The organism is Streptomyces peucetius (assembly GCF_025854275.1).
Lineage (GTDB): Bacteria > Actinomycetota > Actinomycetes > Streptomycetales > Streptomycetaceae > Streptomyces > Streptomyces peucetius_A.
Map to the genome: position 1 here is coordinate 3,803,889 of NZ_CP107567.1, position 17,982 is coordinate 3,821,870.

Consider the following 17,982-nt stretch of genomic DNA (forward strand, 5'->3'; position numbering starts at 1 on the left):
GCCCGTGCGGGCATACGGGACCAATGGCCCGCGAAGCCCAGGAACCGCCCCGCTCGCTCACGTCACCGTCCCCGATCCGCACCGCACTCGTCCGGCTCAGGCGCCGCCTGTCCACGCCCGGCCGCTCCCCGCGCGCCGTGGCGCCCGCCCCCGGCCTCGCCCCCACACCACGGCCATGGCTCCGGGCACTGGGCCTGACAGGTGTCGTGCTGGTCGGTGCGTGGCTCGGGCTGCTGATCGTCGGCAACGTCCGTACGCCGGTCGGCCCCATGGACACCACGATGACGCTGCGCCCGTCCCTTTCCGGCGGAACGAAGATCAACGTGTCCCCGCTGGGCGCACTGGAGCTCGACTCGCACATCGCGCCCGTACGGCTCGACGTCGACGTCGACCGCCTCGACCCCGTCCGCTCCCGGGTCCTGGTCGAGCATCCGGAACTGATCTCCGGCCTCGAGGAGGAGATCACCGGCGACGTCCGGGACGGCACCACCGAGTTGGCCGTGCGCTCCGTCGTCGCCGTCGTCTCCGGAGCGACCGCGCTCGGCCTCGCCGTCTACCGCCGCCCCCGCCGGGCCCTCGCTGCGGGCGGCCTCGCGCTCGCCCTGCTGGCCGCGTCCGCCGTCAGCGCGTACGCCACCTGGAACCCGAAGTCCGTCCTGGAGCCGAAGTTCTCCGGCCTGCTGACCTCCGCGCCCTCCGTCGTCGGCAACGCACGCTCGATCGTCACCGAGTTCGGCGTCTACCAGGAGGAGCTGGCCCGGCTCGTCACCAACGTCACCAAGCTGTACGAGGCGACGTCCACCCTCCCCGCCTATCAGCCCGACCCGGGCACGATGCGGTTGCTGCACGTCTCCGACATCCACCTCAACCCGGCGGCGTGGCACATCATCGCCTCGCTCGTCGAGCAGTACGACATCGACGTGATCATCGACTCTGGCGACACGATGGACCACGGTTCGGCCGCCGAGAACGGCTTCCTCGACCCCATCTCCGACCTCGGCGCGCCGTACGTCTGGGTGCGCGGCAACCACGACTCGCGCGTCACGCAGGAGTACCTGCGCGGCCTGAAGAACGTCCACGTCCTGGACGACGGCAGGGCCGTGACCGTGGCCGGGCTGCGCATCGCCGGCAGCGGCGACCCCCAGTTCACTCCCGACCGCTCGGTCGTCGCCCTGGGCGACCCGGCCGAACGGATGACGGGCATCCGCCTCGCCTCGGCCCTGCGCGACCAGGAGCGCGCCGGCACGCCCGTCGACATCGCCGTCGCCCACAACCCGGTCGCCGCCCGCGAGACCGACGGCACGGTCCCCCTCGTCCTGGCCGGTCACGTCCACCGGCGCCACACGGAGATCCTCAAGCACGGCACCCGCCTGAAGGTCGAGGGCTCCACGGGCGGCGGGGGCCTGCGGGCGGTCCAGAACGAGAAGCCGGAACAGGTCCGGGCGTCCGTCCTCTACCTGGACCGCGAGACCCGCCGGATGCAGGCCTGGGACGAGATCACCCTGGGCGGGCTGGGGCTGACGACCGCCGAGGTCAGCCGCCATCTCGCCGAGCAGCCCGAACCGGAGCCGTCCCCGTCGGGAAGCCCCTCGGGGACCCCTCCCGCGGGCACGCCCAGTCCTTCGCCCAACCCCTCGCCGTAAACCGTTTTGGCGATAGCTCCCCGCATCCCATATGCTTCTCACGTCCCCGACGCGCTGCGAAGCGCCCAGGTGGGCCCTTAGCCCTCATCGTCTAGTGGCCCAGGACGCCGCCCTTTCAAGGCGGTAGCACGGGTTCGAATCCCGTTGGGGGCACGCTTTACCGTGTGCGAGACTTGTCTCGCACATTGCTTGGTCCTGTGGAGCAGTTTGGAGTGCTCGCCACCCTGTCAAGGTGGAGGCCGCGGGTTCAAATCCCGTCAGGACCGCTGAGGCTCTCAGGAGTCTCGTGGCTGGGTAGCTCAGTTGGTACGAGCGATCGCCTGAAAAGCGATAGGTCGCCGGTTCGACCCCGGCCCCAGCCACAACCCGAAGGCCCCGGCTCACCGAGCCGGGGCCTTCGCCGTACCCGAACACGCGGGTCCGCTGCGCGGGGCGTCTTCCCCTCCCCGCCCCTTCCCGAACCGGGCTCCGCCCGGACCCGTCTCCGGTGGCTCCGCCCCCGGGCCCCCGCGCCTGAAATGCCGGCGAGGCTGGAACTTGCCCGTCCCCTGTCGGGGCTCCGCCCCGAACCCCTCGTCTCAAACGCCGGCGGGGCTGAACTTCGCTCCCGCCCGGGGCTGGATGCCGCGCAACGGCACACCAAGCCCGGCTCGAGCCCACCGCGCAAAGCGCAGTACCGGGGCCCAAGAGCCGAAGCCCCGAACACCGCCCCCAGGGCGGACCCGGGCCCGGGGCTGGGCGAAGCCCGGGCACGGAGCGAAGGCCCGAAGGGGGTCCAGGGGCGAAGCCCCCGAACACCGCCGGGCGGTACGGGGTCCGGGGGCGGAGCCCCGGGGGCTAGGGGCGGAGCCCGAAGGGGCCCCGGGGGGCGAAGCCCGAAAGGGTCCAGGGGGCGAAGCCCCCCGGTTTCGGGAAGGGGCGGGGAGGGGAAGGGCCCGCCGCAGGCGCCGCCCACCCGCACCCGCCCCGCACCCGCGCACCGCACCCCCGCCGTCACGCCCGTTCGTCACCCCGCCGTGCCCGCCCCCGCACCGCCAGGATCAGACCCACCACCGCCACCACCAGCACCATCAGCACCCAGTCGGGCACCGACCGCCCCACCCCCGACACCCATTCCTCCGCCGCGAACGAGTCGTCGACCGACAGCAGCCCCGGCAGGGCCGTCGTGCCGTCGAAGGCGAGGAAGAGCGTGCCGATCACGATGAAGAACAGGCCCGACAACAGTGACGTCGTGTGCAGTTCGAAACGCCCCACCCGCAGTGCCCGCCCGCGCAGCCACCCGCGGCGGCCCAGCTCGAAGCGTTCCCACAGCAGTGCGAGGACGAAGAGGGGAACCGCCATGCCCAGGGCGTAGACCGCCATGAGCAGACCGCCGTAGACGGGGCTTCCGCTCACCGCGGCCACCGTCAGCACACTGCCCAGGATCGGGCCGGCGCAGAAGCCGGCCAGTCCGTAGACCAGGCCGAGGGCGTAGACGGACATCGCCGTCGTCGGGCGGATACGGCCGGAGACCGCGGCGATGCGGCGCGAGGCGAAGCCCATGCCGAGGATCTGGGCGACACCCAGCACGATGATCAGCCACCCGCCCACGGCGATCAGCAGGTCGCGGTTGCCGTAGAACAGCCTCCCGGCGAACGACCCCGCCGCGCCGAGCGGCACGAGGGTGGTGGCCAGGCCGACGTAGAAGATCCCGGTGCGGGCCAGCAGCTTGCCGGCCGAGTCGATGGAGTACGCGAAGAAGGCCGGGAGCAGCAGCGCGCTGCACGGGCTGATCAGCGCGAGCAGGCCGCCGAGGAAGGCGGCCAGGTAGCCGATGTCGCTCACCGGCCGGCCTCGCCCGCGGCCTTCTTCGCCGCCTCGATCGCCTCGGTGAACGTCTCCGTCGGCTGGGCGCCGGCGATGGGACGTCCGTTGATCAGGAACGACGGCGTGGACGTGGCGCCGAGTCCGTACGCCTCCTCCTGGTCCTTCTTCACGGCCTGCCGCGCGCCGTCGCTGTCCAGGTCACGGGTGAAACGGTCGAGGTCGGCCACGCCCGCCTCGTCCGCGAGGGCCCGCAGCCGGTCCTTGCCGAAGCCCTTCTCCTTGACGCCCTCCGCGTACGCGGCGGCGTGGAACTCCCAGAAACGGTCCTGCTGTCCCGCCGCCCACGCGGCACGCGCCGCGGACTCCGACTCCTCGCCGAAGATCGGGAAGTTGCGCCACTCGATCCGCAGGGTGCCGTCCTCGACGTACTTCTTCACCAGCTCGGGCTCGGTGTCGCGGGCGAACTTGCCGCAGTAGCCGCAGCGGAAGTCGGCGTATTCGATCATGACGACGGGCGCGTCGGTACGGCCCTGTGCCAGCTTGTCGGCGGCGTCGCGGCGGGCGAGCCCCTCGAGCGCGGAGTACGCCCCGGTCTGCGGGTCGGCCTGCGGGTCGGCGGAGGCCCCGGCCACGGACGAGGAGCCGCCGGACGACGCGTCGGGCTTGGTCGCCGTGTAGGAGGCGTAGCCGAGCAGCAGAGCGGCGGCGACGACACCCGCCCCGATGGCGAGCGGCTTGCGTGAGGTGCGTGCGGTGGAAGAGGACATGGTTGTGCTCCTGAGCGAAGGTCTGACGGGTTGAGCAAGTGAGGGGGGCCGTCGGGCCTAGACGCGCAGGACGGAGAGTGCGACCGGCGAGGGCGGTGCCGGTGGCGGGAGCGCGGGCAGCGGCGACACGTCGAGGAACGCGTGGCCGGGCACTGCCGGGGAGGCGGGGCCGCTCGTCTGGTGCAGCGAGGGCAGCAGCTCGTACGCGGAGCCGCCGCGCGGCGGCGTTCCAGGGTGCGCGCCGCTGTCGTTGTCGTCGGCGCCCCTGCCGCAGCCCGGGGACTGCACCGGACCGGCGGCCGCGGCGGCGACCGCAGCAATGTCGTGTCCCGTCCCGCCGACGGGGCCGGCCGTCGCGGCCGCCACGTTTCCGGTACAGCCGAGAAGCACTCCGAGCAGGCCCAGCAGCAGGCTCGCGGTCGCCACGAAGCGGTGCCGGCTGTCGCGGGCGATCGGCATGGACGCGCTGTCCCTTCGAAGTCCGGAGGCGGGGCGCCCCGGCGGGGCGCCGGGCGGGCGGAGACGGATCGCTCCATACTGCACCAGCTCGGGGGCGAAATGGGTTCGCCAGTGGTTTCCCGGGGGTGCGATCCTGGAGGCCGTATGTCTACTTCCTTCGCCGAGATCCAGACCCTGCTGGCCGGGGCGTCCCTGCGGGACGCCCACCGGCTCGGCCGCCGTCTCGAAGGCGCCCGCCGCATCCGTAAGCCCGAGGCACGGCAGGCCGTGCTGGACGAGATCGCCGCGGAGGTGGAGAAGTCCGCGGCCCGCATCGCCCGGCGCGCCGGGCGCGTGCCCGAGGTCACGTACCCCGAGCAGCTGCCCGTCAGCCAGAAGAAGGACGCGATCCTGGAGGCGATACGGGACCACCAGGTCGTGATCGTCGCAGGTGAGACGGGGTCGGGCAAGACGACCCAGATTCCGAAGATCTGTCTGGAGCTCGGCCGCGGTGTGCGCGGCATGATCGGCCACACACAACCCCGGCGTATCGCCGCCCGCACCGTCGCGGAGCGGGTCGCGGAGGAGCTGAACACCCCGCTGGGCGAGGCGGTCGGCTGGAAGGTCCGTTTCACCGACCAGGCGAGCGGCGACACCCTCGTCAAGCTGATGACGGACGGCATCCTGCTCGCCGAGATCCAGACGGACCGGGAGCTGCGCGCCTACGACACGATCATCATCGACGAGGCGCACGAGCGGTCGCTGAACATCGATTTCCTGCTCGGCTATCTCGCCCAGCTGCTGCCGAAGCGTCCCGACCTCAAGGTCGTGGTCACCTCGGCGACGATCGACCCGGAGCGTTTCTCCCGGCACTTCGGCGATGCCCCGATCGTCGAGGTCAGCGGCCGTACGTACCCGGTCGAGGTGCGTTACCGGCCCCTGCTGGAGGAGCAGGGCGACGACAGCGACCGTGACCAGATCACCGCGATCACGGACGCCGTCGAGGAGCTCATGGGCGAGGGGAAGGGCGACATCCTCGTCTTCCTCTCCGGCGAGCGCGAGATCCGCGACACGGCGGACGCGCTCAACAAGAAGCAGTACCGGTTCACCGAGGTGCTCCCTCTCTACGCCCGGCTCTCGCACGCCGAGCAGCACCGGGTGTTCCAGCAGCACACCGGCCGCCGGATCGTCCTCGCGACGAACGTCGCGGAGACGTCGCTGACCGTCCCCGGCATCAAGTACGTGATCGACCCGGGCACCGCCCGCATCTCCCGCTACAGCCACCGCACCAAGGTGCAGCGGCTGCCCATCGAGCCGGTCAGCCAGGCGAGCGCCAACCAGCGCAAGGGCCGCTGCGGCCGTACGTCGGACGGCATCTGCATCCGGCTCTACTCGGAGGACGACTTCAACGCCCGTCCCGAGTTCACGGACGCGGAGATCCTGCGGACGAACCTGGCGTCCGTCATCCTCCAGATGACCGCGGCCGGTCTCGGCGACATCGAGAAGTTCCCGTTCATCGACCCGCCGGACCACCGCAACATCCGCGACGGGGTCCAGCTCCTCCAGGAGCTCGGCGCGTTCGACCCGGCCGAGAAGGACCCGCGCAAGAAGCTCACCGAGACGGGCCGCAAGCTCTCGCAGCTGCCGGTCGACCCGCGGCTGGCGCGCATGATTCTCGAGGCCGACAAGAACGGCTGTGTCCGCGAGGTCATGGTGATCGCGGCCGCGCTCTCCATCCAGGACCCGCGCGAGCGCCCGGCGGAGAAGCAGGCGCAGGCGGACCAGCAGCACGCCCGCTTCAAGGACGAGACGAGCGACTTCCTCGCCTTCCTCAACCTGTGGCGCTACGTCCGCGAGCAGCAGAAGGAGCGCGGCTCCTCCAGCTTCCGCCGGATGTGCAAGCAGGAGTATCTGAACTTCCTGCGCATCCGCGAGTGGCAGGACATCTACTCGCAGCTGCGGACGGTGGCCAAACAGATGGGCCTCCATCTGGAGGAGCCTGCGGCGGGTACAGCCGCCCCCGACCAGTCCGTCCATGTCTCGCTCCTCGCCGGTCTGCTGTCTCACATCGGCATGAAGGACGTGAAGGAAACCGGGCGGGAGGGTGGGAAGAGCACAGCGAAGAACGAGTACCTGGGCGCCCGCAACGCCAAGTTCGCGATCTTCCCGGGCTCCGCCCTCTTCAAGAAGCCGCCGCGGTTCGTGATGTCCGCCGAGCTGGTGGAGACCTCACGCCTGTGGGCGCGGGTCAACGCGAAGATCGAACCGGAGTGGATCGAACCGCTCGCGCAGCATTTGCTGAAGCGTACGTACAGCGAACCGCACTGGGAGAAGGACGCGGCCGCGGTGATGGCGTACGAGAAGGTGACGCTGTACGGCGTGCCGATCGTCGCCCAGCGCAAGGTCAACTACGGGCGGATCGACCCGGAGGTCTCGCGCGACCTCTTCATCCGCAACGCGCTGGTCGAGGGCGACTGGCGCACGCACCACAAGTTCTTCGCGGACAACCGCAGGCTGCTGACCGAGGTCGAGGAACTGGAGCACCGGGCCCGCCGGCGCGACATCCTCGTCGACGACGAGACGCTGTTCGACTTCTACGACCAGCGGGTGCCCGAACACGTGGTGTCGGGCGCGCACTTCGACTCCTGGTGGAAGCACAAGCGCCGTGAGCAGCCCGAACTGCTCGACTTCGAGCGCGAGATGCTCATCAACGAGAAGGCCGGCGAGGTCACCAAGGACGACTACCCGGACTCGTGGCGGCAGGGCCGGCTGAAGTTCCGGGTGACGTACCAGTTCGAACCGGGCGCGGACGCGGACGGTGTGACCGTCCACATCCCGCTGCAGGTGCTGAACCAGGTCACCGACGAGGGCTTCGACTGGCAGATCCCGGGCCTGCGGGAGGACGTGGTCACCGAGCTGATCCGTTCCCTGCCGAAACCGGTCCGCCGCCACTACGTGCCCGCGCCGAACTACGCGAAGGCGTTCCTGGACCGCGCCGTGCCCCTGCAGGAGCCGCTGCCGGTCACGCTGGCGCGAGAACTGCAGCGGATGGTCGGCGTGCCCGTCTCCGCGGACGACTTCGACCTGTCCCGCGTACCCGACCATCTGAAGATCACCTTCCGGATCGTCGACGAGCGGCGCCGGAAGATCGCGGAGGACAAGGACCTGGAGGCGCTGCGGCTCAAACTGAAGCCGAAGGCCCGTCAGGCGCTCTCCAAGGCCGCCGCGGCCGCCACGGCGGGCCCGTCCGGCTCCGGGGAGTCCCTGGAGCGCACCGGCCTCATGGACTGGACGATCGGCACGCTGACGAAGGTCTTCGAGACCCGGCGGGCTGGCCAGCCGGTCAAGGCGTTCCCGGCCCTGGTGGACGACGGTGCCTCGGTCTCCGTGCGGCTCTTCGACACGGAGGCGGAGCAGGCGCAGGCCATGTGGCAGGGCACCCGTCGGCTGATCATGCTCAACATTCCGGTGAACCCGGCGAAGTTCGCCTCCGACAAGCTGACGAACCAGCAGAAACTGGCGCTGTCCCGCAATCCGCACGGCTCGATCCAGGCGCTCTTCGAGGACTGCGCCCTGGCCGCGGCCGACCGGCTGATCGCGGAGCACGGCGGACCGGCGTGGGACGAGGAGTCGTTCCGGAAGCTGTTCGACAAGGTCCGCGCCGACCTCGTCGACCTCACCGTCCGCACGATCGACCAGGTGCAGCAGATCCTGGCGGCCTGGCAGGCCTGTGAGCGCCGTCTGAAGGCCACGAACAGCCTGGTCCTGATCAGCAACGTCCAGGACGTACGCGACCAGCTGGCGGCCCTGGTGCCCGCCGGCTTCGTGACCCGCACGGGGCTGCGCAGGCTGCCGGACCTGATGCGCTACCTCATCGCGGTGGACCGCCGTCTGCAGCAGATGCCGACGGCCGTCCAGCGCGACACCACGCGCATGGAGAAGGTCCACGAGATGCAGGACGAGTACGCCTGGCTGCTCGAGCAGATGCCGCAGGGCCGTCCCGTGCCGCAGGCGGTCCTGGACATCCGCTGGATGATCGAGGAGCTGCGGGTGAGCTACTTCGCGCACGCGCTGGGCACGGCGTATCCGGTGTCCGACAAGCGGATCGTGAAGGCGATCGACGCGGCCGCGCCGTGACGGGCCCGTCGCCGGGAGTGAGTTCGACCTGATGGTCGCACCTGCTGTACAGTCTTCCTCGCGGCCAAGGAAGCAGTCACCGGCTGCGAAACCTGGTCCTGTGGAGCAGTTTGGAGTGCTCGCCACCCTGTCAAGGTGGAGGCCGCGGGTTCAAATCCCGTCAGGACCGCTTGAAGTGACGAAGGCCCGCATCACACGATGCGGGCCTTCGCCGTACCCCGGCCCCCGAGGCCGCGCCCGCGGCGAAGCCGCCGTCGGACACAGCAAATCCCGTCAGCACGACCCGAACCGGCCGAGGCCCGCATCACACGATGCGGGCCTCGGCCGTACCCGGGTGTCTTGACGGCGTCATCTGCCGGGGGTACCCAGTCATTAGAGGACGGCACACACCCGGAGGTGACGTGCATGGCGGCGTCCACGGCAAGGCGGTACGAGACCAGGGCGCTGCTGCGCGCCCATCTGTCGGCCGTGTCCGGCTACCGGCACCTCACGAGGTCCTGCCCCATCTGTCATCGCCTCCTGCGGCTCGCCATGGAGCGCCCGGAGCACGAACCGACGGCACGCGCACCGCGGACGTTCCCACCGAGGACCGTCGAGCCGGCGCCGGAGCCACCCCACGACGCACCGCCGGCCGAGGACAAAGGTCCCACCAAGGAGTGACCAACAGCCCCTCCACGGCGCTCTTTTCCGTGACAGGCTGGACTTTGGCAAGGGCTGGGCAGTGTGACGGGTGTCACCGAACGGGTTTTCAGAACTGCGGCACTTAGACCCTCCCTACAACGGGCCGATTTAATATGTGCCATTGCACTCCCCTTCAGGACGGTCCGGCACAGGTCACCACAAGGCACCCGTCCGCTTCCCGCCGGCTCCCCACGCCTCCCCCAACCCCCTCCCCGGGCAACAAAAATCGCGCTGGACCCGGCGGAGTCCAGCGCGATCGATGACGAAGGTCTGTTGGGGCAGACACCGTCACATGGAGCTAGGGGTGTGGGCGGTCCGAGGTGGGGGCCCCGGAAATGCCCGGTCGAACGGGGTGTGTTCAGGCCTCGCTGCGCTGCTGCGGAATTCCCGCAAGCAGTGCGCGGACCTCTGCCTCGCGGTACCGGCGATGTCCTCCGAGCGTGCGGATGGACGTGAGCTTGCCTGCCTTGGCCCAGCGGGTGACCGTCTTCGGGTCCACGCGGAACATGGTGGCAACCTCAGCCGGGGTCAGCAGCGGCTCGGCATCAGGGGTGCGAGCGGTCATGAGCGGCCTCCTCGGGAGAACCGAACCTTCTCGGTTCTTTCCTCTAAATTCTGCACCTTGACCCGCGTTGCCCGAAATGGCGGACGCGGGCCGAGTCGGTTATAGGACGAACGGCTTGTCCTCGGCACTACAACTACACCATCTGTCCAGCGACGTCGGCCAAACCGATGGAATTGCCCTCTCAGGTGTCCATCAGCGGCCGAAGCCCGATGGACCATGCCATAACGGACAGTCACGTCACAGTAACGATCAGTCACAGAGCGATCAGGAGTCGCCAGACCCCCCATAGAGTGCAATGCTGAGCATTCCGCCCGTACTTGGGCGGAAGGAACCCTCCCCGGACTCCTTGTCCTATTTTGACACGAGGGTAGGTGATGGGCGCAAGGGCGCGGTTAGTGTAGTCCGTCACCCTTGAGGCAAGTGCCCGGATCGGGGCCTACGTCCTGTACACAGCGGAACCCGGACAACGAAGTCGGCCTTCAGTTCGCGAACTGAAGGTCCTTGACGGCCCGCCAGCGCTCCGTCAGCCGGGCATAGGCCTCGGCCGCCCCCTCGTCGTCGCCGGCCCGCAGCGCCGCGATGCCCTCCGTCACATCGGCCGCCGACCGGTCGTCCGCCAGCTGCTCCCCGGGCAGCGCGTGCACCAGGCCGCCGTAGTCGAGCTCGACGAGCGAGCGCGGGTGGAATTCCTCCAGCCATCGGCCCACGTCCACCAGGGCCTCGGTCAGCGGCCCCTCGTCGATCGCCTCCCGCAGGGTCCGCAGCGCCCGTGCCACCCGCCGGCGCGCCTGGACCATCGGCGTCCGGTACCGCAGCACGGGAGCCCCCGGCCCGGCCGCCTCGTACTCGCGCTCCTCGTCGGCGAAGAGCGTGAACCAGCCGACCGGGACATGCCAGACCGCCGTCCTGATCCACGGCCGCGCGTCCGGGTTCCGCATCCGCCACTGATCGAAGTCCGCCGCCGCCTGTCCCCGTACGACCGGCGGCAGCGCCGCGTCCAGCAGCGGCTCGGGCAGCTGCTCCGCGAGCGCCTCGAGGGCCAGCCAGCCGCGCAGCCTGGTCCGCCACGGGCAGACGCAGACCACACCGTCGACGTCGGCCACGAACGCGTCGGCGCTCTCGTGGACCGGGACGGGTACCGGCGGGGTCGGCAGCAAATCGGCCAGGGACCGGCGCAGTTCGTCCTGTGCGGTCGGGGTGGCCTCCCGGCGGGCGTAGCGCGCCCAGTGACTGCGTTCCGGCTCGGGAAAGGCCGCCAGCGGCTCGTAGATCCGCAGATACGAGGCGTAAGGGACAAGAACCGAGGACAGCGCTGGCATGCGGCGATCCTTCCACGCCGGTACCCCGCGAGAGGGTGATCCTCGGCACTGGATCGGATCTACGCACGCGTAGGACTTACTCTCTTGCCCAACCGGACCTTTCCGGCCCTCCCCAGCCACAAGCGACCGGGAGGACGGAGGAGGGCCCGCACCCGCCGCTTCGTACTTGGGAGTCACCACCGTGACCGATGTGACCGGCGCCAATGCCGACGTACTGCACACCCTGTTCCGGTCGGAACAGGGGGGCCACGAGCAAGTCGTGCTGTGTCAGGACCGCGCCAGTGGCCTGAAGGCTGTCATCGCCATCCACTCCACCGCCCTGGGCCCGGCCCTCGGCGGCACCCGCTTCTACCCGTACGCGTCCGAGCAGGAGGCCGTCGCCGACGCGCTCAACCTCGCCCGGGGCATGTCGTACAAGAACGCCATGGCCGGTCTGGACCACGGCGGCGGCAAGGCCGTGATCATCGGTGACCCCGAGCAGATCAAGTCGGAGGAACTGCTGCTGGCCTACGGCCGGTTCGTGGACTCCCTCGGCGGCCGCTACGTGACCGCCTGCGACGTCGGCACCTACGTGGTGGACATGGACGTCGTCGCGCGCGAGAGCCGCTGGGTCACCGGCCGCTCCCCCGAGAACGGCGGCGCGGGGGACTCCTCCGTGCTCACCGCCTACGGCGTCTTCCAGGGCATGCGGGCCTCCGCCCGGCACCTGTGGGGCGAGCCGGCGCTGCGGGGCCGCAAGGTGGGCGTCGCCGGCGTCGGGAAGGTCGGCCACCACCTGGTCGAGCATCTGGTCTCCGACGGCGCCGAGGTCGTGATCACGGACGTGCGCGAGGAGTCGGTGCGCCGGATCCTCGACCGGCACCCCGAGGTCACCGCCGTCGCCGACACGGCCGCCCTGATCCGCACCGAGGGCCTGGACGTCTACGCCCCCTGCGCGCTCGGCGGGGCCCTGAACGACGCCACCGTCCCGGTCATGACGGCCAAGGCCGTCTGCGGCGCGGCCAACAACCAGCTGGCGCACCCCGGCGTCGAGAAGGACCTCGCGGACCGCGGGATCCTCTACGCCCCCGACTACGTGGTGAACGCCGGTGGCGTCATCCAGGTCGCCGACGAGCTCCACGGGTTCGACTTCGACCGGTGCAAGGCCAAGGCGTCGAAGATCTTCGACACTACGCTCGCGATATTCGCACGTGCGAAGGATGACGGGATTCCGCCGGCCGCCGCGGCCGACCGGATCGCCGAGCAGCGCATGGCGGAGGCGCGCGGTCGCTGAGCGTGGCCGTCCGGCTCGCCGGCCTCGGGGAGACATGACTCACCCCGGTCGGCGGGTCGACCGTCGCGAAGAGGTTAAAATCGCAGTTGACCAGCGAGGACAGGGCTCCTCGCCGGTCCTGCGAAGGGGCACGTGATGCGGGCGGCGTACCGTATGGCCGCGGAAGCAGGTACCGTTGAAGCCCTACGGACCGGTCTCTCCGAGGAGAGCCCGTTCCGACTCATGAACGCGTGTCAAGACTCTGGGGCCGTCGAGCCCCGTCACCGAGGGGGTCGAGCCATGGGGCGCGGCCGGGCCAAGGCCAAGCAGACAAAGGTCGCCCGCCAGCTGAAGTACAACAGCGGCGGGACTGACCTGTCGCGTCTGGCCAACGAGCTGGGCGCTTCGACTTCGAGTCAGCCTCCGAACGGCGAGCCGTTCGAGGACGACGACGAGGAAGACGACCCGTACGCACAGTACGCGGATCTGTACAACGACGACGAGGACGAGGACGACGAGTCCGGTCCGTCGTCGCAGCAACGCCGCGGCGCTTGACGCTGTACTGACACTGACCCGGTCCTGGGGCGACCCCGGACCGGGTTCTGTGCTGTCGGCTCTCGCCACCGGCGGGTCCTGTCAGGCCTCGCCGGCGGTGCTGCTGTCAGCTCCGCCGGCGGCCTCCCTGCTGCTACGACGCATAGGTACCGGTCAACTCGGCGCCGGTGTGCCCGGCGTCGGTCCGCTCCACGATGCTGCCGGCGACCCAGGCCTCGACGCCCCGGTCGGCCAGTGTGGTCAGCGCCACATCGACGGACTCCTGCGGGACGACGGCCATCATGCCGACTCCCATGTTCAGCGTCTTCTCCAGCTCGAGCTGCTCGACCCGGCCGGCCGTGCCGACGAGATCGAACACCGGGCCCGGCGCCCAGGTCGACCGGTCGACGACCGCGTGCAGCGCGTCGGGGACGACCCGCGCCAGGTTGTTGGCGAGCCCGCCGCCGGTGATGTGGCTGAAAGCGTGCACCTCGGTGGTCCTGGTGAGCGCCAGGCAGTCCAACGAGTAGATCTTGGTGGGCTCGAGCAGCTCCTCGCCGAGCGTCCGGCCGAGCTCCTCCACCCGCTGCTCGAGCGACATCTTCGCCCGGTCGAACAGCACGTGCCGGACCAGCGAGTACCCGTTGGAGTGAAGCCCGGACGACGCCATCGCGATGACGGCGTCACCCTTACGGATGCGATCCGGGCCGAGCAGCCGGTCCGCCTCGACCACACCGGTCCCCGCGCCCGCGACATCGAAGTCGTCCGGACCCAGCAGCCCGGGGTGCTCGGCGGTCTCGCCGCCGACCAGAGCGGTACCGGCGAGGACACAGCCCTCGGCGATGCCCTTCACGATCCCGGCGACCCGCTCGGGGTGGACCTTGCCGACACAGATGTAGTCGGTCATGAACAGCGGCTCGGCGCCGCAGACGACGATGTCGTCCATGACCATGGCCACCAGGTCGTGGCCGATCGTGTCGTACACGCCCAGCTGCCGGGCAATGTCGACCTTCGTGCCGACGCCGTCGGTGGCGGAGGCGAGCAGCGGACGCTCGTAGCGCTTGAGGGCGGAGGCGTCGAAGAGGCCGGCGAAGCCGCCCAGGCCGCCGAGGCCCGCGACCTCAGGGCGCTGCGTCTTCTTCACCCACTCCTTCATCAGCTCGACGGCGCGGTCGCCCGCCTCGATGTCCACACCCGCGGCCGCGTAGCTGGCACCGGTGCCCGCGTGCGGAGCACGCTCGGAAGATTCAGCAGACATGCTGGAGAACTTTCGTGTCGTACTGCAGGGGATCACGGACGACGGAGCGCGTCGGCGGCGTCGGAGCCGCCCGCCAGCTCGGTCTCCAGAAGCTGCTTGCCGAGCAGCTCGGGGTCGGGCAGCTCCATCGGGTACTCGCCGTCGAAGCAGGCGCGGCACAGGTTCGGCTTGGCGATGGTGGTCGCCTCGATCATGCCGTCGATGGAGATGTACGCCAGGGAGTCGGCGCCGAGCGAGGTGCCGATCTCGTCGATCGTCATGCCGTTGGCGATGAGCTCGGCACGGGTCGCGAAGTCGATGCCGAAGAAGCAGGGCCACTTCACCGGCGGGGAGGAGATCCGGATGTGGACCTCGGCGGCGCCGGCCTCGCGGAGCATCTTGACCAGGGCCCGCTGGGTGTTGCCGCGGACGATCGAGTCGTCCACGACGACCAGCCGCTTGCCCCGGATGACTTCCTTGAGCGGGTTCAGCTTGAGGCGGATGCCCAGCTGACGGATGGTCTGGGACGGCTGGATGAAGGTGCGGCCGACGTAGGCGTTCTTCACCAGGCCGGAGCCGTACGGGATGCCACTGGCCTCTGCGTAGCCGATGGCCGCGGGCGTGCCCGACTCCGGCGTCGCTATGACCAGGTCGGCGTCGGCCGGGGCTTCCTTGGCCAGCTTGCGGCCCATCTCCACACGGGAGAGGTAGACGTTCCGGCCGGCGATGTCGGTGTCGGGGCGGGCCAGGTAGACGTACTCGAAGACACAGCCCTTGGGCTTCGCTTCTGCGAATCGCGAACTGCGGAGGCCGTTCTCGTCGATCGCGATGAGCTCACCGAGCTCGATCTCGCGGACGAAGCTGGCGCCGCAGATGTCGAGCGCGGCGGTCTCGGACGCGACGACCCAGCCGCGCTCCAGACGGCCGAGGACCAGCGGGCGGATGCCCTGCGGGTCACGGGCCGCGTAGAGAGTGCCCTCGTCCATGAAGACGAGCGAGAAGGCGCCCCGCACGTCGGGAAGGACCTTGGCGGCCGCCTCCTCGACGGTCAGCGGCTTGCCGTCGTCGTCGACCTGGCCGGCGAGCAGCGCGGTGATCAGATCAGTGTCGTTGGTCGCGGCGACCTGGGTGGCCCGGCCGTCCTCCTTGGGGAGATCGGCGACCATCTCGGCGAGCTGCGCCGTGTTGACCAGGTTTCCGTTGTGGCCGAGCGCGATGGAGCCGTGGGCGGTGGCCCGGAAGGTCGGCTGCGCGTTCTCCCACACCGAGGCGCCCGTGGTCGAGTAGCGGGCGTGACCGACCGCGATGTGACCCTTGAGGGAACCGAGGGAGGTTTCGTCGAAGACCTGGGAGACCAGGCCCATGTCCTTGAAGACGAGGATCTGGGAGCCGTTGCTCACCGCGATTCCCGCGGATTCCTGGCCTCGATGTTGGAGGGCGTAGAGCCCGAAGTAAGTGAGCTTCGCGACCTCTTCCCCCGGAGCCCAGACACCGAAGACGCCGCAAGCGTCCTGGGGGCCCTTCTCACCGGGGAGCAGGTCGTGGTTGAGTCGTCCGTCACCACGTGGCACGCCACCGAGTGTAGGCGAGATCGACCACTGGTCCGAATTGGGGACGCCGCCCGGCCCGCTCCGCGGGGCCTCACGGAGCGGGCGGAAGCCCGAATTCCGTTGTGCGCGGCGAGGCGCGCGACCTCCTCGGACGCCCGGAAATCCGTCCACCGGCCCGTCCACGATCCAAGACGACGGCCCGTTTCCCGCGCGGGCCAGGGGTTCAGTGCCCCCCGGCCCGTCGCATCGGCGTGATCACGCTGCGTCGTACCGCCCCGACTCCGGCCGGAGAGCGGCCCGGGGGGAGAGCCGGCGCGGGAGTGTGCTAGTTCACACCGTCACTTCTCGCCGGGGAGGTCCGTGGCAAGGGCGGCGAAGCCTTCGCCGTCCGGGCCGGTGAGCGTCAGGGAGCGGTGGTTCAGCTCGTACGCCACCGTCCCTTCGAAAACCTTGACCATCTTGCGCTCGAGGTCCATCTCGGGGCCCTCGCACAGCTTCTTCGTGGCGGCCAGGCGGCCGAAGGTGATCGAGTCCTCGGAGACCTCCGCGGTGCTGGTGAAGCGGTTGCAGCCGAGACTGCCGGCCACGGAACCGTCCTTGCCGAAGGTCAGATACGCCTTGTCCTCGGCGCCGGCGGGCAGCGATGCCGCCGTGTCGCCGGAGACCAGGCTGTTCACCGTCCACCTGGTGCCGACCAGCGGTGCGGGCGGCTCCGACGTGAGGGTGATGGAGTCGCCCTTCTGCGTCGTGAGGGTCAGCCTGCCGTCGGTCAGGTCGGCCCTGAGCCGGCCGGTGAGGGCGGCGCGCAGCATGTCCTCGAAGTTCTGGACCTTCTCCTCGCAGGCCATCTCGGTCATCTCGGCGGGCTGCACGATGATCGTGTCGCCCTCGACCTTCACATCGGCGCCGAAGTGGTTGCACCCGTAGTTGCCCTGGGCCCTGCCCTCGTCGGTGATCTCGACATGCGCGTCGGCCGGGGCCGCGGTCCTTCTGCCGTCGACGGTGACGCTGTCGACCGACCAGTGGACACCCGTCACGGGTACGTCCGGCTGCACGGTACCGCCGCCGGAGCCCGGTCCGGAACCGGACTCCGCGCCGCAGGCGGCGAGCGCGACGACGGCCAGTGCGGTGACTGAGATGCTCAGCTTGGTGCGCATACCGGTGGGACGGAGCGACCTCCGCGCCGGTTCCGCCACCTCACCCGTACGGCTCAGCCGGGCTCCCTGCGGCTTCCCGGAGACCGCGGAGCCGGGCTGCGGTCTCAGCCGAGGATCGGCAGCAGCGCCCCGAGGTCGGCGCGCTCCCCGCTCGCGCTGGCCTTCGCCGCGTCCAGCGCGTCCCGCCACGCCGTACGGCCGGTGGCCAGCCGGATCCAGGTCAGCGGATCGGTCTCGACGACGTTGGGCGGGGTGCCCCGGGTGTGCCGGGGGCCTTCGACGCACTGCACGACGGCGAACGGCGGGACCCGCACCTCGGTCGACGCCCCCGGCGCCTTGACCGCCAGAGCGTCGGCGAGCAGCCGGGTGCACGCGGCCAGCGCCCGTCGGTCGTAAGGGACGCCCAGCCCGGTCGCGTCGTTCAGGTCGTCGGTGTGGACGATCAGCTCGACGGTACGGGTGACCATGAAGTCCCCGAGCCGCATGCCGCCGAAGCGCATCGGTACGAGTCGCTCCGCGGCCGCCGCCGCCAGCAGCTCCCCGAGGCCCGCGGCCGTACGGTCGAACAGCTCGACGACCGAGCCGCCGTCGGCGAACACCCGGGTGTCCTCGTCCACCTGCCCGGCCGCCGTGACCGTCGCGAAGGGCCAGTCGAGCAGCGCCAGGTCCTGCCGGCCCGGCTCCGGCAGCCGCAGATACCGCGTGACGAGCCCGGAGACCATCGCGATGTGTGCGGCGAGCTCCCGCACGCTCCAGTCACCGAGCCGCGTCGGCAGCGCGAGCTGCTCCTCGGTGAGGGTGCCCACCGCCTGCCGCACCTGCCCGAACTGGGCGAGGACGGCGGCACGCGTGGTGTCGAAATCGTAGGCGCGAAGGCGCTTGCTGGCCGGTGGCAT

General features: G+C 70.3%; 14 protein-coding genes and 4 tRNA genes. 9 read left to right on the top strand and 9 right to left on the bottom strand.

The annotated features are described in order from the left end of the window. The first annotated feature begins 23 nt into the window (after positions 1–23). From OGH68_RS17390 to OGH68_RS17405, 4 genes are all read left to right on the top strand, one after another. A complete protein-coding gene (locus OGH68_RS17390) occupies positions 24–1,643 on the top strand; it encodes a metallophosphoesterase family protein (protein ID WP_264245075.1) in 1,620 nt (539 codons plus the stop codon). Positions 1,644–1,723: 80 nt separating this feature from the next. Further along, a tRNA-Glu gene (locus tag OGH68_RS17395) sits at positions 1,724–1,796 on the top strand. A gap of 38 nt (positions 1,797–1,834) precedes the next feature. Next, positions 1,835–1,909 (top strand) — tRNA-Asp (locus OGH68_RS17400). Between the two features lie 22 nt (positions 1,910–1,931). Continuing rightward, positions 1,932–2,005, top strand: a tRNA-Phe gene (locus OGH68_RS17405). Between the two features lie 631 nt (positions 2,006–2,636). Here the strand turns inward: OGH68_RS17405 and OGH68_RS17410 are convergent. The 3 genes from OGH68_RS17410 to OGH68_RS17420 are packed head-to-tail and all read right to left on the bottom strand — an operon-like array spanning position 2,637 to position 4,675. Beyond that, positions 2,637–3,467, bottom strand: a complete 831-nt coding sequence (locus OGH68_RS17410) for a cytochrome c biogenesis CcdA family protein (protein ID WP_264245076.1) — start codon at positions 3,465–3,467, stop codon at positions 2,637–2,639. Continuing rightward, positions 3,464–4,216 (bottom strand): DsbA family protein, encoded by a 753-nt coding sequence (locus OGH68_RS17415; RefSeq protein WP_264245078.1) that lies wholly within the window; start codon positions 4,214–4,216, stop codon positions 3,464–3,466. Before OGH68_RS17415 ends, OGH68_RS17410 begins: the two co-directional genes overlap by 4 nt. A 57-nt stretch (positions 4,217–4,273) precedes the next feature. Next, positions 4,274–4,675, bottom strand: coding sequence for a hypothetical protein (locus OGH68_RS17420; protein WP_264245080.1), 402 nt, complete (start codon positions 4,673–4,675; stop codon positions 4,274–4,276). Between the two features lie 144 nt (positions 4,676–4,819). Between OGH68_RS17420 and hrpA the strand changes: the two genes are divergently transcribed. The 3 genes from hrpA to OGH68_RS17435 all read left to right on the top strand — a co-directional run bounded on the left by hrpA (position 4,820) and on the right by OGH68_RS17435 (position 9,451). Next, positions 4,820–8,791: an ATP-dependent RNA helicase HrpA gene (gene hrpA, locus OGH68_RS17425; protein WP_264245081.1), complete on the top strand. Its 3,972-nt coding sequence runs from the start codon at positions 4,820–4,822 to the stop codon at positions 8,789–8,791. A gap of 94 nt (positions 8,792–8,885) precedes the next feature. After that, a tRNA-Asp gene (locus OGH68_RS17430) sits at positions 8,886–8,960 on the top strand. A gap of 236 nt (positions 8,961–9,196) precedes the next feature. After that, complete coding sequence (locus OGH68_RS17435) at positions 9,197–9,451, top strand: DUF6274 family protein (protein WP_264245082.1); 255 nt, start codon at positions 9,197–9,199, stop codon at positions 9,449–9,451. A gap of 379 nt (positions 9,452–9,830) precedes the next feature. Here OGH68_RS17435 and bldC read toward each other — a convergent pair whose 3' ends face one another. Together bldC and OGH68_RS17445 are read right to left on the bottom strand one after the other, a co-directional pair. Then, entirely contained in the window at positions 9,831–10,037 is a 207-nt protein-coding gene (gene bldC / locus OGH68_RS17440; RefSeq protein WP_003949541.1) for a developmental transcriptional regulator BldC, read from the bottom strand. Positions 10,038–10,516: 479 nt separating this feature from the next. Beyond that, positions 10,517–11,356, bottom strand: a complete 840-nt coding sequence (locus tag OGH68_RS17445; protein ID WP_264245083.1) for a hypothetical protein — start codon at positions 11,354–11,356, stop codon at positions 10,517–10,519. A gap of 181 nt (positions 11,357–11,537) precedes the next feature. Between OGH68_RS17445 and OGH68_RS17450 the strand changes: the two genes are divergently transcribed. Then, on the top strand, positions 11,538–12,629 hold the full coding sequence (locus tag OGH68_RS17450) for a Leu/Phe/Val dehydrogenase (RefSeq protein ID WP_264245084.1): 1,092 nt from the start codon (positions 11,538–11,540) through the stop codon (positions 12,627–12,629). Positions 12,630–12,908: 279 nt separating this feature from the next. Next, a complete protein-coding gene (locus OGH68_RS17455) occupies positions 12,909–13,163 on the top strand; it encodes a DUF3073 domain-containing protein (protein ID WP_005315345.1) in 255 nt (84 codons plus the stop codon). A 133-nt stretch (positions 13,164–13,296) separates the two neighbouring features. On the opposite strand, the gene purM is transcribed toward OGH68_RS17455, so the two are convergent. The 4 genes from purM to OGH68_RS17475 form a co-directional block, all read right to left on the bottom strand. Then, complete coding sequence (gene purM / locus OGH68_RS17460) at positions 13,297–14,400, bottom strand: phosphoribosylformylglycinamidine cyclo-ligase (protein ID WP_264245085.1); 1,104 nt, start codon at positions 14,398–14,400, stop codon at positions 13,297–13,299. 32 nt (positions 14,401–14,432) lie between these two features. Further along, entirely contained in the window at positions 14,433–15,950 is a 1,518-nt protein-coding gene (gene purF, locus OGH68_RS17465; protein WP_264245086.1) for an amidophosphoribosyltransferase, read from the bottom strand. Positions 15,951–16,267: 317 nt separating this feature from the next. Next, positions 16,268–17,086, bottom strand: a complete 819-nt coding sequence (locus tag OGH68_RS17470; protein ID WP_264245087.1) for an META domain-containing protein — start codon at positions 17,084–17,086, stop codon at positions 16,268–16,270. Positions 17,087–17,190: 104 nt separating this feature from the next. Beyond that, entirely contained in the window at positions 17,191–17,982 is a 792-nt protein-coding gene (locus OGH68_RS17475; RefSeq protein WP_264245088.1) for a maleylpyruvate isomerase family mycothiol-dependent enzyme, read from the bottom strand.

Excerpts from the sequence above, each read along its gene's own strand:
- OGH68_RS17390 (WP_264245075.1), top strand. The coding sequence starts at position 24 with ATGGCCCGCGAAGCCCAGGAACCGCCCCGCTCGCTCACGTCACCGTCC.
- OGH68_RS17415 (WP_264245078.1), bottom strand. The coding sequence starts at position 4,216 with ATGTCCTCTTCCACCGCACGCACCTCACGCAAGCCGCTCGCCATCGGG.
- OGH68_RS17420 (WP_264245080.1), bottom strand. The coding sequence starts at position 4,675 with ATGCCGATCGCCCGCGACAGCCGGCACCGCTTCGTGGCGACCGCGAGC.
- hrpA (WP_264245081.1), top strand. The coding sequence starts at position 4,820 with ATGTCTACTTCCTTCGCCGAGATCCAGACCCTGCTGGCCGGGGCGTCC.
- OGH68_RS17435 (WP_264245082.1), top strand. The coding sequence starts at position 9,197 with ATGGCGGCGTCCACGGCAAGGCGGTACGAGACCAGGGCGCTGCTGCGC.
- bldC (WP_003949541.1), bottom strand. The coding sequence starts at position 10,037 with ATGACCGCTCGCACCCCTGATGCCGAGCCGCTGCTGACCCCGGCTGAG.
- OGH68_RS17445 (WP_264245083.1), bottom strand. The coding sequence starts at position 11,356 with ATGCCAGCGCTGTCCTCGGTTCTTGTCCCTTACGCCTCGTATCTGCGG.
- OGH68_RS17455 (WP_005315345.1), top strand. The coding sequence starts at position 12,909 with ATGGGGCGCGGCCGGGCCAAGGCCAAGCAGACAAAGGTCGCCCGCCAG.
- purM (WP_264245085.1), bottom strand. The coding sequence starts at position 14,400 with ATGTCTGCTGAATCTTCCGAGCGTGCTCCGCACGCGGGCACCGGTGCC.
- OGH68_RS17470 (WP_264245087.1), bottom strand. The coding sequence starts at position 17,086 with ATGCGCACCAAGCTGAGCATCTCAGTCACCGCACTGGCCGTCGTCGCG.
- OGH68_RS17475 (WP_264245088.1), bottom strand. The coding sequence starts at position 17,982 with ATGCCACCGGCCAGCAAGCGCCTTCGCGCCTACGATTTCGACACCACG.